This is a genomic window from Streptomyces sp. NPDC058701, from assembly GCF_042715295.1.
Taxonomy (GTDB): Bacteria; Actinomycetota; Actinomycetes; order Streptomycetales; family Streptomycetaceae; genus Streptomyces.
This window is the reverse complement of sequence record NZ_JBHXSY010000001.1, coordinates 362,929-375,242: the sequence shown is the minus strand read 5'-3', so window position 1 is coordinate 375,242 and position 12,314 is coordinate 362,929. Positions and strand designations below refer to the sequence as shown.

13 protein-coding genes are annotated in these 12,314 nt (G+C 74.0%); 5 read left to right on the top strand and 8 right to left on the bottom strand.

Features of this window, described 5'->3' with window-relative positions; translation table 11 throughout:
- Positions 1-201: 201 nt before the first annotated feature.
- From ACFWW8_RS01740 to ACFWW8_RS01720, 5 genes are all read right to left on the bottom strand, one after another.
- Entirely contained in the window at positions 202-1,434 is a 1,233-nt protein-coding gene (locus tag ACFWW8_RS01740; RefSeq protein WP_386522155.1) for a sensor histidine kinase, read from the bottom strand.
- A 59-nt stretch (positions 1,435-1,493) separates the two neighbouring features.
- Positions 1,494-2,150 (bottom strand): hypothetical protein, encoded by a 657-nt coding sequence (locus tag ACFWW8_RS01735; protein WP_386522152.1) that lies wholly within the window; start codon positions 2,148-2,150, stop codon positions 1,494-1,496.
- Between the two features lie 53 nt (positions 2,151-2,203).
- Entirely contained in the window at positions 2,204-4,099 is a 1,896-nt protein-coding gene (locus ACFWW8_RS01730; RefSeq protein WP_386522149.1) for a phosphatidylglycerol lysyltransferase domain-containing protein, read from the bottom strand.
- A gap of 84 nt (positions 4,100-4,183) precedes the next feature.
- Entirely contained in the window at positions 4,184-5,248 is a 1,065-nt protein-coding gene (gene cobT, locus ACFWW8_RS01725) for a nicotinate-nucleotide--dimethylbenzimidazole phosphoribosyltransferase (RefSeq protein WP_386522146.1), read from the bottom strand.
- Between the two features lie 73 nt (positions 5,249-5,321).
- On the bottom strand, positions 5,322-6,527 hold the full coding sequence (locus tag ACFWW8_RS01720) for a bifunctional adenosylcobinamide kinase/adenosylcobinamide-phosphate guanylyltransferase (protein WP_386522143.1): 1,206 nt from the start codon (positions 6,525-6,527) through the stop codon (positions 5,322-5,324).
- Between the two features lie 109 nt (positions 6,528-6,636).
- Between ACFWW8_RS01720 and ACFWW8_RS01715 the strand changes: the two genes are divergently transcribed.
- Positions 6,637-6,849 (top strand): hypothetical protein, encoded by a 213-nt coding sequence (locus ACFWW8_RS01715; protein ID WP_267720825.1) that lies wholly within the window; start codon positions 6,637-6,639, stop codon positions 6,847-6,849.
- A gap of 85 nt (positions 6,850-6,934) precedes the next feature.
- Here ACFWW8_RS01715 and ACFWW8_RS01710 read toward each other — a convergent pair whose 3' ends face one another.
- Positions 6,935-7,642, bottom strand: a complete 708-nt coding sequence (locus ACFWW8_RS01710) for a class I SAM-dependent methyltransferase (RefSeq protein WP_386522241.1) — start codon at positions 7,640-7,642, stop codon at positions 6,935-6,937.
- 107 nt (positions 7,643-7,749) lie between these two features.
- Positions 7,750-8,349 carry a DUF3043 domain-containing protein gene (locus ACFWW8_RS01705; protein WP_386522140.1) on the bottom strand — a complete coding sequence of 200 codons (600 nt, stop codon included), beginning with the start codon at positions 8,347-8,349 and terminating at the stop codon, positions 7,750-7,752.
- Between the two features lie 269 nt (positions 8,350-8,618).
- Here ACFWW8_RS01705 and ACFWW8_RS01700 point away from each other — a divergent pair, with 269 nt between their 5' ends.
- On the top strand, positions 8,619-9,413 hold the full coding sequence (locus tag ACFWW8_RS01700; RefSeq protein WP_386522137.1) for a PspA/IM30 family protein: 795 nt from the start codon (positions 8,619-8,621) through the stop codon (positions 9,411-9,413).
- Positions 9,414-9,426: 13 nt separating this feature from the next.
- On the top strand, positions 9,427-9,705 hold the full coding sequence (locus ACFWW8_RS01695; RefSeq protein WP_386522135.1) for a hypothetical protein: 279 nt from the start codon (positions 9,427-9,429) through the stop codon (positions 9,703-9,705).
- Positions 9,706-9,797: 92 nt separating this feature from the next.
- On the opposite strand, the gene ACFWW8_RS01690 is transcribed toward ACFWW8_RS01695, so the two are convergent.
- Complete coding sequence (locus tag ACFWW8_RS01690; RefSeq protein WP_386522133.1) at positions 9,798-10,577, bottom strand: hypothetical protein; 780 nt, start codon at positions 10,575-10,577, stop codon at positions 9,798-9,800.
- A 101-nt stretch (positions 10,578-10,678) separates the two neighbouring features.
- Between ACFWW8_RS01690 and ACFWW8_RS01685 the strand changes: the two genes are divergently transcribed.
- On the top strand, positions 10,679-11,500 hold the full coding sequence (locus ACFWW8_RS01685; RefSeq protein ID WP_386522130.1) for an adenosylcobinamide-GDP ribazoletransferase: 822 nt from the start codon (positions 10,679-10,681) through the stop codon (positions 11,498-11,500).
- Positions 11,501-11,558: 58 nt separating this feature from the next.
- Entirely contained in the window at positions 11,559-12,278 is a 720-nt protein-coding gene (locus tag ACFWW8_RS01680) for a response regulator (RefSeq protein ID WP_386522128.1), read from the top strand.
- Positions 12,279-12,314 lie beyond the last annotated feature (36 nt).

Sequence of the window (12,314 nt, the reverse complement as noted above, 5' to 3'; positions counted from 1 at the left end):
CTCACGGGGCCGTGCGTGCTCGAAAACCCTCGTCCCTCGGGTTTCCTCCGCGCGCGGCCCTCTTGTTGGCGGCTCGGTTCGCCTCCGGGGCGCCGAAGCCCGGCTCACGGGGCCGTGCGTGCTCGAAAACCCTCGTCCCTCGGGTTTCCTCCGCGCGCTCGGCCCCGTTCCCCGGGCGCGCCCCTTCGGCTCACTCGCCGGTCAGAGGGGGAGGACGGCGTGCACCCGGTAGCCGCCGCCGAAGCGGGGGCCGGCGAAGCAGGAGCCGCCCAGGGCGCCCGTCCGCTCGCGCATGCCGAGCAGCCCGTGGCCGCCGCCGGGGTCGGACGGCTCCGGGGCGGAGGCGTCCGGGGAGCCGCCGTCGTCCAGCACGGTCACCTCCACCGAGGGGCCGATCCGCACCACGCTCACCTCGGCGCGGGCCTCCGGGCCGGCGTGCTTGCGGACGTTGGTCAGCGCCTCCTGGATGACCCGGTACGCCGCCAGGTCCACCGCGGCCGGCAGGGCACCCGGGGCCGGGCCGACGGCCTCCGGCCCGAGCTGGACGAACACCTCGACCGGCAGGCCGGCGTTGCGGAAGGTGTCCACCAGCGCGTCCAGGACGGCGAGTCCGGGCGCCGGCTCGGTGGGCGCCTCCGGGTCGCCGGACTGGCGCAGCAGCCCGACCGTCGCCCGCAGCTCGTTCAGCGCCGAGCGGCTGGCGTCCCGTACGTGGGCCAGGGCCTCCTTGGCCTGGTCGGGACGCTTGTCCATGACGTGGGCGGCCACCCCCGCCTGCACGTTGACCAGGGCGATGTGGTGGGCCACGACGTCGTGCAGGTCCCGGGCGATCCGCAGCCGCTCCTCGGCGACCCGGCGCCGGGCCTCCTCCTCGCGGGTGCGTTCGGCCCGTTCCGCCCGTTCCCGTATGGCGTCGACGAAGGCCCGCCGGCTGCGGACGGCGTCCCCGGCGGCGGCGGCCATGCCGGTCCAGGCGAAGATGCCGAGGTTCTCCTGCGCGTACCAGGGCAGCGGCCCGGCCAGCATGGCCACGCCCGTCAGGCCCGCCATGGTGAGCAGGCCGACCCGCCAGGTCGTGGGCCGGTCGGTGCGGGCGGCCACCGTGAACAGCGCGATCACCGTGCACATGACGACGGGGGCCCGCGGATCCCCGGTGGTCAGCTCCAGCAGCGACAGCGCGCAGGTCACGGCGAGCACGGTGCGCGGCCGCCCGCGCCGCAGCACCAGGGCGGCCGCGCCGAGCAGCATCAGGAGCAGGGACATCGGCTCGGGATCGCGGGTCCCGAAGGTGGGTCCGTGGGGGCCGTGCGGATCGGCGTAGGAGCCGACGACCATGGCGACGAACGCCCCGAACGCCAGCACGGCGTCCGTGGCGAGCGGATGGTCCCGCATCCACAGCCGGGTGGACCCGAACGGCCCGGGGGGTGTCGTCACCCCGATACGGTACGGCTTCCCGGACCGGACCGGACCGGACCCGGCTCCCGGCTCCCGGACTAGCGGGTGTCCACGGGCGGCGGGCGCCGGCCGAGGGGCGACCCGGAGCGCTCCGCGCTCCAGGCGGCCCGCAGGACGCACACCGCCATGACGGCCGCGATGGCCGCGAGGTGCTCCTTGCCCGCCAGGTTGTCCTTGACCAGGACTTCGCCGATCATCACCAGGACCACCAGGGCCCCGGTCAGGTAGGCCCGGTAGCGCCAGCACACGTAGAGGGCCAGCCCGACCACCGCCGCCGAGGGCCCGGTGTCGTTGACGACGCGGTCGGAGGCCGGCAGGCCGAAGGGGTGGTCCGGGCTCAGGGAGAGCCCGATCCGGGCGTACGTGGTGCCGGCGAGGGTGGCCACGTAGCCGATCAGCAGGGTGCGCCACCAGCCGATGCAGATCTCCGAGATCCCGAAGACGAGCAGGACCTGCGCGAGCGCGCCCCACACCGGCAGGTCGAGGGCGGGGACGAACAGCGACAGGGGAGTGCGCAGCAGGGCGAGCCCCAGCGGGTCGACGGCCTTGACGGACCCGAGGTTCTGGACGGCCTGGAAGCCCCAGGAGGTGTTCTGCACGATCTGGAAGACCGAGGTCAGGCAGACCGCGCCGAGCGTCATCGGGACCGCGCGCCACTTCTCGTGGACGAGGGCGTCCCGGACGGTCCAGAACATGGGCCCCCACTCGCGCCGGGCGAACCGGCGCGAGGGGGACGGGGTCCGCGCTGTCAACGGCGGGTCTCCAGGTGTCTGCGGTGCAGCCACTTCGGCAGGCCGGGAGCCTCCAGGAAGCCCTCGGCCCGGCCCGCCGCGATACCGATCCGCAACAGGTCCGAACTCTTCTCGAAGAGCATGAACCGCGGTTCCCAGATCGGCCGGTATTTGGCGTTGGCCCGGTAGAGGGACTCGATCTGCCACCAGCGGGAGAAGAAGCTCAGCAGCGAGCGCCACATCCGCAGCACCGGACCGGCGCCGAGGCGGGACCCGCGCTCGAAGACGGACCGGAACATCGCGAAGTTCAGCGAGACCTGGGTGACCCCGATCTCCTTGGAGCGCTCCAGGAGTTCGATCACCATGAACTCCATCAGGCCGTTCTCGGAGTCCCGGTCGCGGCGCATCAGGTCCAGCGACAGACCCTTCGGCCCCCACGGTACGAAGGACAGCACCGCCCGCAGGTCGCCGTTGCCGTCGGTGCACTCCAGCATCACGCACTGCCCGTCGCCGGGATCACCCAGCCGGCCCAGCGCCATCGAGAAGCCGCGCTCGGTCGCGCCGTCGCGCCAGTCGTCGGCGCGCAGCAGCAGGACGTCCATCTCGTCCGCCGGGATGTCGGCGTGGCGGCGGATGCGGACCGTGTACCCGGCCCGCTTCACGCGGTTGTACGCCTGCCGGACGGTCCGCATGGCGCGGCCGTCCAGGGTGAACTCGGCGGTCTCGACGATCGCCTCGTCGCCCAGCTCCAGCGCGTCGAGGCCGTGCCGGGCGTAGATCTGGCCCGCCTCCTCGCTGGCGCCCATCACGGCCGGGACCCAGCCGTGCTCACGGGCCTCGGCCAGCCACGGGTCGATCGCCCCGGGCCACGCCTCCGGGTCGCCGATCGGGTCGCCCGAGGCCAGCGAGACGCCGCCGACGACGCGGTAGGTGACGGCGGCCTTGCCCGTCGGGGACCAGATGACGGACTTCTCGCGGCGCAGTGCGAAGTAGCCGAGCGAGTCGCGGTCGCCCTGCCGGGCGAGCAGCGCCCGCAGCCGCTCCTCGTCCTCCTCGGAGAGGGGGTCGACGACGCGGCACGAGCGGAACGCCGCGAACAGCACGGCGAGAAGCAGCAGCATCGACATCACGTTGACGACGACGTCCACCCAGCCGGGCGTGGTGATCGCGCGCGAGGCCTGGGCGTCGGGCGCCAGGGTGATCAGCCGCATCACCCCGTACCGCCAGCGGGCCAGGAAAGTGGCCTCGGAGCTGTCCGGGTCGGTGTTCGTGGCGCCGACGAGCAGCGCCGCGACCAGCGAGGTCACCAGCAGTCCGAGGGCGGCGACGACGGTGGCCAGCGCCGGGTTGGAGCGGTCGCCGCGCGCGTAGAACTCCCGGCGTCCCAGCAGCAGGGAGCCGACGAAGGCGGCGGTCAGGCCGAGGGACACCCAGTTCTGCGCGTGGCCCCGGAACTCCGGGTAGCAGAGGCTGAGGTCTCCGCCGGTGCAGGGCGCGAAGGCCGCGGTGGCGAAGGCCAGCAGCAGCGCTCCGCCCAGCACCAGGTTCAGGATCCAGGCCGCCCGTTTGCGGCGGCCCATCGTGACCGCCAGCAGCAGCGAGAACAGCCCGGAGGCGAAGCCCGCCGTGAGGAGGTACGGGGTGTAGAAGTCCTCGGTGTTGTGCCGGCGCAGGTCCTGCCCGAGGGAAAGCCACACCGCGCTGAGGAAGTTGACGAAGGTGACGACGCGCAGGTACCAGACGGCGAACGCCGCGCCCCGTCGTGAGCGCGCGGTCCCCCGGCCGGTCTCCCGGCCGCCGCCCGCCCCCTTGCCGGCGGGATCGCCGCCGGCTTCTTTCCTTCCGGATGCCGAGCCCGGTGCCTGTGCCGCACCGCGGTCGGTCTCTACGCTGGTCAAACGGACCTCTCCCATAAAAAGCGATCATATGGGGCGCCACTGGCCAGGGGTGGGCCGTTCCGGAGCCACGGCCTGGTCAGGGCCGCGGGCCCCGGCGGCTCATTCCGTCGGTTCCTGCGCCGCCCGTTCCGGGAGTTCCGCCGCGAGCGCGGCGGCCGCCTGGACCAGGGGGAGGGCCAGCAGCGCCCCGGTTCCCTCGCCCACTGTGACGCCGTGGTCGAGTACAGGGTTGAGTGCCATGCGGTCCAGTGCCTTCGCCTGGCCCGGCTCGCCGCTCGCCTGACCGGCCAGCCACCAGTCCGGAGCCCGGAACGCGGCCCGCTGGGCCACCAGTCCGCAGGCCGCCGAGACGACGCCGTCGAGGATCACGGGGGTGCGGCGCACCGCGCACTGGAGCAGGAAGCCGGTGATCGCTGCCACGTCGGCGCCGCCGACGGCCGCCAGCAGCGCGACCTGGTCGCCGAGGACCGGGCGGGCCCGGCGCAGCGCGTCGCGGATCGCCGCGCACTTGCGCATCCAGGCGAGGTCGTCGATCGGCGCGCCGCCGCGTCCGGTGACCACCGAGGCGTCCGTCCCGCACAGGGCGGCGACGAGGGTGGCGGCCACCGTGGTGCCGCCGACGCTGAGGTCCCCGAGGACCACCAGGTCCGTTCCCGAGTCCGCCTCCTCGTCGGCGATGCGCATCCCGAGGCGCAGCGCGTCGCGCGCCTCCTCGACGGTGAGGGCGTCCTCCACGTCGATCCGGCCGCTGCCGCGCCGTACGCGGTGCTTGACCACCTCGTCGGGGAGCAGGCCCGGGTCGCAGTCGAGCCCGGCGTCGACGATCCGTACGGTCGCCCCGGACCGGCGGGCCAGGACGGCGACGGGGCTCGCCCCGTCGAGCACGGCCCGCACCAGCGCGTGGGCGCTCCCGGCGGGCCGGGCGGAGACGCCCTCGGCGGCGATCCCGTGGTCGGCGGCGAACAGCACGACGCGGGGGTGCTCGATCGGCTTGACCGGCACCTGCCCCTGCGCGGCGGCGAGCCACTCGGCGAGCTCGTCGAGCCGGCCCAGCGCGCCGGGCGGCACGGCCAGCCGTTCACGGCGTTCCTCGGCATCACGCCGGACGCCCCCGTCGGGGCGCTCGATCAGATCGGAGAAGTCGTCGAGATTCAGCGTGCTCATCTGGCAGAGCGTACAGCCGGTGAGGCCCTCCCCTGGGGGCGCGGTGAGGATCAATCAGGTGCCGCCGGCCGGCTCAGTCCTTGAGGACCAGCGCCTGTCCGGCGACCACCAGCAGGACGTGCTCGCACTCGGCGGCGACCGCGGTGTTGAGGCGGCCCAGCTCGTCGCGGAAGCGCCGCCCCGAGGCCGTCGCCGGGACGACCCCGGAGCCCACCTCGTTGCTGACCAGCACCACCGGCCGCCGGGCGGTGCGGACCGCCCGCGCCAACTCGGCCGAGCGTTCCTCCAGTTGCTGGTGGCCGCCCTTGGCCCACACCTCGTCGTCCCAGGCCCCGACCCGGTCCATGGCGTCGGTGAGCCACAGCGCCAGGCAGTCCACGAGCAACGGCGGCCCGGTCTCGGCCAGCAGCGGGACCAGGTCGCAGGTCTCCACCGTCCGCCAGGTCGCCGGGCGGCGCTCCCGGTGCAGGCCGACGCGCCGGGCCCACTCCGTGTCCCCGTCCCGGGTGCCGCCGGTGGCCGCGTAGAGCACCTCGGGGAACGCCGCGAGGCGCCGCTCCGCCTCGAAGGACTTGCCCGAGCGGGCCCCGCCCAGCACCAGCGTCCGCCGCGGCAGGTCCGGTACCGCGTGGTACTCCCCGGCGATCACCGTGGTGCCGTCCGGCACCGCCCTCGCCCCGGCGGCCGCGCAGCGCCGCTCCAGTTCCCGGCCCGGCGGGGTGTCGTGGTCCAGGTGCACGGCGATCACGTCCGTGGCCGGGCCGATCGCGTCGCTCGCCCGCAGCCTCGCCAGCGCCTCGGGCCGGCCGAGCACGTCCGCGAGGACCATGTCGTACGGGCGCTGCCCGGTCGTCCCGTTGGTACCGGCCGGGGCCCCGCCGGGCGGCAGGTACAGCAGCCGGCTGCCGTCCGGGCCCGTCACCTCGTACCCGGTGCCCGGCGCGTCCATCGGCACCGCCCGTACCCGGTGCCCCGAGATCACCGCCAGCTCCCGGCCGTCCGGTACCCGCCCGGCGGCCGGCAGCCCGGGCGGCAGCTCCACCGGGGGGCCGTCGTGCGGGTGGGTCAGCAGGACCTGCCGTACGCCGGCCAGGGAATGCCCGGCCCGGGCGCCCGCCAGGACCGCCCCGGGCGTCAGGTCCAGCAGCAGGGCGCCGTCCACGAGGACGGCGGTGGCCGCGCGGGACCGGGTGCCGAAGGAGAGCGCGCAGGCCGCGCAGGGACAGCCGGGGCGGGGCAGCCCCTCGGGTGTGCCGGTGCCGAGCAGAGTGAGTTCCACAGGATGATCCTCCCGCGTCGCCGGGAGAGCTGCGCGCCCGGTTACTCTGCGGGCACACTCAAGGCGAGAAGCGCGAACAGCGGACAGCGGACGAGCAACGGAGGCGGACATGGCGTGGACGTGGCGGTTCGAGACGGCCGACGGCAGCGAGGCGAGCCCGTCGGTGGTGCCGGAGGAGTTCACCACGCAGGGCGACGCGGAGTCCTGGATCGGGGAGTACTGGAAGGACCTGCTGGAGGGCGGCACCGAGCAGGTGAAGCTGTCCGACGACAGCGGGACCGAGCTCTACACGATGAGCCTGCGCGCGGCGCTCGACGCCTGAGCGGTTCGCCTCCGGGAGCGGTCGCCCGCTCCCGGAGGGCCCTGAAGTCCGTCGGCCCGGGTCCGTCGTGCCGGAGCCCGGCGGGTCAGCCCCGTACGCCGCACAGGTGCAGCAGCGCCGCGACCGCGCGGTACGGATCGGTGCGCCCGGCACGGTCCTCGGCGGCGAGCAGCCGCTCCAGTTCCTCGTCGGGCGGGAGGGTCTCGCCGGCCTCGGTCCCGTCGGTGAAGACACGCACCCCGTACCAGGCCTGGAGGGGTGCCCCGATGCCCGACAGCGTGGCCGTCAGCCCCGCCAGCCGGTCGGCGCGCACGTCGAGGCCGAGGCGGTTCGTGTAGTCCAGGCTTTCGAAGGCGGCCAGCGCCCCCGCCCAGTCGCCGCCCAGCCCGGGCCGCATGGCGAGCGCGTCGCCGTTGCGCACCAGCAGGGACAGCAGCCCGCCGGAGGCCAGCATCCGGGCCAGTCCGGCGAGCATGGCGTCCGCCTCGGGCAGGTACATCAGCACCCCGTGGCACAGCACCACGTCGAAGCTGCCGGGCAGGAAGTGGGCGCCGGTCTCGCGGCCGTCGCCCTCCATGAGGCGGACCCGGTCGCGGATCCCGGCGGGTTCCCGGGCCAGCGCCTCGCGGGCCACGGCCAGCATGCCGGGGTCCTGTTCCAGGCCGGTCACCTTGTGCCCGGCGCGGGCCAGCCGCAGGGCCTGCGTGCCCTGGCCCATGCCGACGTCGAGCACGCGCAGCCGCTGCCCGACCGGGAAGCGGTGCGCGATCTGCTCGTCCACCTGGCGGCCCACGAGTTCCTGGCGGACCGCGTTGCGCAGCCCGCCGAGGCCTTCGAGCCAGATCCGGGCACCGCCCGAGAAGTCCTCGCCCGGAGCCGTGGCTCCGGGCGCCACTGAACTCAGGGCCGTTCCCCGCGCTTGACCTGCGGCTTGGGCAGGCGGAGCCGGCGCATCTGGAGGGTGCGCATGAGGCCGTACGCGACGGCGCCGCGGCGGGGCTCGTCCGGGAAGCGCTGGTTCAGCGCCTTGCGGAGGCGCAGGACGAGGCCGACGGAGTCGACGATGATCAGCGCGATCACGCCGAGCCACAGCATCAGCGCGATGTTCTGGATCGAGGGGACCCGCACCATGCTCAGCACCAGGATGATCACTGCCAGCGGCAGGAACATCTCGGCGACCGAGAAGCGGGAGTCCACGTAGTCGCGTACGAACCGGCGCACCGGGCCCTTGTCACGGACGGGCAGGTAACGCTCGTCGCCGTTGGCCAGAGCCTCGCGCTGCTTCGCCATCTCTACACGGCGGCGCTCACGGGCCCGCTTGGCATCCTCCTTGCGGTTGCCGGTCGAGGCCACCACGGTCTTGCGCTGCGACTGGGCCACAGCGCGCTTCGGCGTAGGGCGGCCCTTCGGGGCCTGCGGATGACGGGGCTGCGAGAGGTCGGCGCTCACCTTGTCGGTGGCGGCGGCCTTCTCTTCCTTGGAGGAGCGGCTACCAAACACAAAACCCAAGCCTACGTGGTTGCGGGCACGTGCCCCACCCCGGTGGGGAACGATCCGGCAACGGCGGGCGTCTTCCAGGTGCACGGTCCGTCCGGAGGGCCCCTCTCCTGGGATCACCTACTCCTCACGCCTGACAGGGCGCGGGCGTAGTCGTCCTGGAGGAGGAGCGCATCCGTGCTCGAACAGTGCGGTAATGGAGACAGGGCCCGTACTGTGGGTCTTGTTGGTGACCTGGAGCGAAGTCCGTCAGAAGGGGGCGCGCGAAGCCCATGAGCGGTGTCATGAAGCGTATGGGGATGATCTTCCGCGCGAAGGCGAACAAGGCCCTTGACCGGGCCGAGGACCCGCGCGAAACCCTCGACTACTCGTACCAGAAGCAGCTGGAGCTGCTTCAGAAGGTGCGCCGCGGAGTCGCCGACGTGGCGACCTCCCGCAAGCGCCTGGAGCTGCAGCTGAACCAGCTGCAGGGCCAGTCGGCCAAGCTGGAGGACCAGGGCCGCAAAGCCCTCGCCCTGGGCCGCGAGGACCTGGCCCGCGAGGCCCTGGCCCGCCGCTCCTCCCTGCAGCAGCAGGTCAGTGACCTGGAGGTGCAGCACCAGACCCTCCAGGGCGAGGAGGAGAAGCTGACCCTCGCCGCGCAGCGCCTTCAGGCCAAGGTGGACGCTTTCCGGACGAAGAAGGAGACCATCAAGGCCACCTACACCGCGGCCCAGGCGCAGACCCGGATCGCGGAGTCCTTCTCCGGGATCTCCGAGGAGATGAGCGACGTCGGCCTGGCCATCCAGCGGGCCGAGGACAAGACCGCCCAGCTCCAGGCCCGCGCCGGAGCGATCGACGAACTGCTGGCCTCCGGTGCGCTCGACGACCGCAGCGGCCTCGGTTCCAAGGACGACATCCAGGCCGAGCTGGACCGCCTCTCGGGCGGTACGGACGTGGAGCTCGAACTCCAGCGGATGAAGGCCGAACTGGCGGGCGGTTCGTCCGCGCAGCAGTCGGCCATCGAGGGTGGCGCCCCGGGCTCCGCCCAGCCGCCGCAGACCCAGCACCGGTTCGACAAGCAGTAGGACGGGGCCCGTCATGATTGTCCGCATCATGGGGGAGGGCCAGGTGGAGCTGGCCGACAGCCACCTCACCGAGCTCAACAAGCTGGACGACGAGCTGCTCGCCGAAGTGCAGGGCGGCGACGAGGAGGGCTTCCGGCGCACGCTGGGCGCGCTGCTCGAAGCGGTACGGCGCCTCGGCGACCCGCTTCCGGACGAGGCGCTGGAGCCGTCCGAGCTGATCCTGCCCGGGCCGGACGCCGGCCTGGACGAGGTCAGGGACATGCTCGCCGACGACGGCCTGATCCCGGGCTGAGCCCCGGCGACCGACCGGCACCACGGGCCCGCCCCCCGCAACGGGGGCGGGCCCGCCGCCGTTCATTCCGGGTTCCGCCGGGTTCCGCCGGCTCAGGTCCCCGGCGGCTTCTCCGGCGCCGTGGCGACGGGCCGCTCCTCGTCGGGGGTGCCGCCGATGAAGTTCTCGAACCTCCGGCGCGGCGTGGACCAGCGCCGGTCGTGGTGGAAGGCGCGCAGCGCCGCCTTGGCGCGGGCGCGGGGGCGCTTCCCGTAGAACCGCTTCGCGTACGGGGACTCCGGCCGGGCGAGGCGGACCGCGCCGATGAGCCCGACGAAGGGGATGACCGTGCCGAAGAACGCGGTGCGGGCCTTGCCCTTCCACAGGGCGATCAGCGCCAGGAAGAAGTTCGCGGCGGTGTTCATGACCACGAGTCCGCGGCTCTGCCGCTCCTCGGGGGTGAGGCCGTTCACCCCGAACGGCACGAACCCGCCGAGGACCAGCGCCACGAGGGCGGCCGTCAGCACCACGATCTCCACGCTCTTGCGGCCCTGTTCGCTCCAGTAGACGTCGTCGAGGTGCAGGATCAGGGCGAACTCGTCCAGGACCAGGCCCGCCCCCAGGCCGAAGACGACGGCCGAGAGGGCGGCGCCGAAGCTGTGCCGGGCACTGGCGACCGCACCGAAGCCGCCGATGATCACCAGGATGACGCCGGGCACCACGTGGTGGATGTGCATGCCGCCCGGGGTGACGTTCTTGAACGGCCCTCTACCCGCCCTGATCAGCCGGGTGATCACGCGGGTGATCAGGAACGACATGACGAACGAGAGCAGCGCGAGCAACAGCGGCAGCTTCCCCGGTTCCACGATGTTGCGGTACCACCACTGACCCATCGCATCCGCTCCCTCTCCGGCCGGATACGAGGCGGCCGAATACCGATTTTGCCCGTAATGGGTAACTTACCGCCCGGCGCCGACCGGTAGCGTTCGCGACGATGAAAGATTCGTTCGATGACCCGCCCATGGCGCCGCCGCCGGAACGCGCCTCGCTGCGCGACGGCGTCCGCTTCGCGTTCGGCACCCTCACCGTGCTGCCCGCCCGCATCACCCGCTGGGACCGGCCCGCCGCCCGGACCGGCATGGCCTGCGCACCGCTCGCCGGACTGGCCGTCGGCCTGCTCGCCGCCGTCCCCGGGGCGCTGCTGCTGGCGGCCGGCGGGGGACCGCTGCTGGCCGCGGCCGTGACCGTCGCCGTGCCGGCCGCACTCACCCGGGGGCTCCACCTCGACGGGCTCGCCGACACCGCGGACGGGCTGGGCAGCGCGAAACCGGCCGAGGACGCGCTGCGCATCATGAAGCAGTCCGACATCGGCCCCTTCGGCGTCGTGGCCCTGGTGCTCGTGCTGCTCGTCCAGGTCGCCGCCCTGGCCGACGCGTACGCCGACAGCTGGGTCCGCGGCGCCCTCGCCGCCGTGACCGCCGCGGTGGCCGCCCGGCTCGCCATGACCCTGGCCGCCCGCGACGGCGTCCCGCCCGCCCGCCCCGGAGGCCTCGGCGCCGCCGTCGCCGGGGTGGTCCCGCGCGACGCGGCCGCCGCGCTCGCCGTGCTCACCGTGCTGCTCGCCGGGGCCTGCGCCCTCCCGCTCGGGCTGCCGTCCGCCGCCGCGCACGCGGCCGCGGTACTGGCCGCCCTCGGCGCGGCGGAACTGCTCCTGCGGCGCTGCGTGCGGCGCTTCGACGGGGTCACCGGGGACGTCTTCGGCGCCCTGGCCGAGGTCGCGGCGACCACGGCCCTGGTGGTGCTCGCCCTGGGCTGACCGGCCGGACCCCGGCCCGCGGGGCGGGCGCCCGCCGGCCCGGACGTACGCTCACCCCGTGGACCACACTCCGACGGAACCGACCGCCGACGCGCCCATCCGCGTCCTGCTCGCCGACGACCAGGCCCTGCTGCGCAGCGCCTTCAGGGTGCTCGTGGACTCCGAGTCCGACATGGAGGTCGTCGGCGAGGCCGCGGACGGCGCCGAGGCCTTCGAGACCACCCGGCGGGAGCGCCCCGACGTCGTCCTCATGGACATCCGGATGCCCGGCACCGACGGGCTCGCCGCCACCCGCATGATCAGCGCGGATCCGGAACTGGCCGCCGTGCGCGTCGTCATGCTGACGACCTTCGAGGTCGACGAGTACGTGGTCGCGGCCCTGCGCGCCGGAGCCTCCGGGTTCCTCGGCAAGGGCGCCGAGCCCGACGAACTGCTCAACGCCATCCGCGTCGCCGCCGCCGGTGACGCGCTGCTCTCGCCGGCCGCCACCCGGGGGCTCATCGCCACCTTCCTCGCGCAGGGCGGCGGCGCCGACGCCCCCGCCACCGGCTCCGCGCACTCCGAGCGCCTCGCCGCGCTCACGGGCCGCGAGCGCGAGGTCCTCGTCCTCGTCGCCTCGGGGCTGTCCAATGACGGGATCGCCGGCCGGCTGGAGGTCAGCCCGCTCACCGTCAAGACCCACGTGAACCGGGCCATGGCCAAGCTCGGCGCCCGCGACCGAGCCCAATTGGTGGTCATTGCGTACGAATCGGGCCTGGTCCGCCCGCGCACCGAGTAGCGCGCGGCCGACCGCAGTAGTACGGCGTACTGCGGG

What these genes read in the sequence shown, in the direction of transcription:
- ACFWW8_RS01735 (WP_386522152.1), bottom strand. Translation starts at nt 2,150, where the DNA reads ATGTTCTGGACCGTCCGGGACGCCCTCGTCCACGAGAAGTGGCGCGCG.
- ACFWW8_RS01730 (WP_386522149.1), bottom strand. Translation starts at nt 4,099, where the DNA reads ATGGGAGAGGTCCGTTTGACCAGCGTAGAGACCGACCGCGGTGCGGCA.
- cobT (WP_386522146.1), bottom strand. Translation starts at nt 5,248, where the DNA reads ATGAGCACGCTGAATCTCGACGACTTCTCCGATCTGATCGAGCGCCCC.
- ACFWW8_RS01715 (WP_267720825.1), top strand. Translation starts at nt 6,637, where the DNA reads ATGGCGTGGACGTGGCGGTTCGAGACGGCCGACGGCAGCGAGGCGAGC.
- ACFWW8_RS01700 (WP_386522137.1), top strand. Translation starts at nt 8,619, where the DNA reads ATGAGCGGTGTCATGAAGCGTATGGGGATGATCTTCCGCGCGAAGGCG.
- ACFWW8_RS01695 (WP_386522135.1), top strand. Translation starts at nt 9,427, where the DNA reads ATGATTGTCCGCATCATGGGGGAGGGCCAGGTGGAGCTGGCCGACAGC.
- ACFWW8_RS01690 (WP_386522133.1), bottom strand. Translation starts at nt 10,577, where the DNA reads ATGGGTCAGTGGTGGTACCGCAACATCGTGGAACCGGGGAAGCTGCCG.
- ACFWW8_RS01685 (WP_386522130.1), top strand. Translation starts at nt 10,679, where the DNA reads ATGAAAGATTCGTTCGATGACCCGCCCATGGCGCCGCCGCCGGAACGC.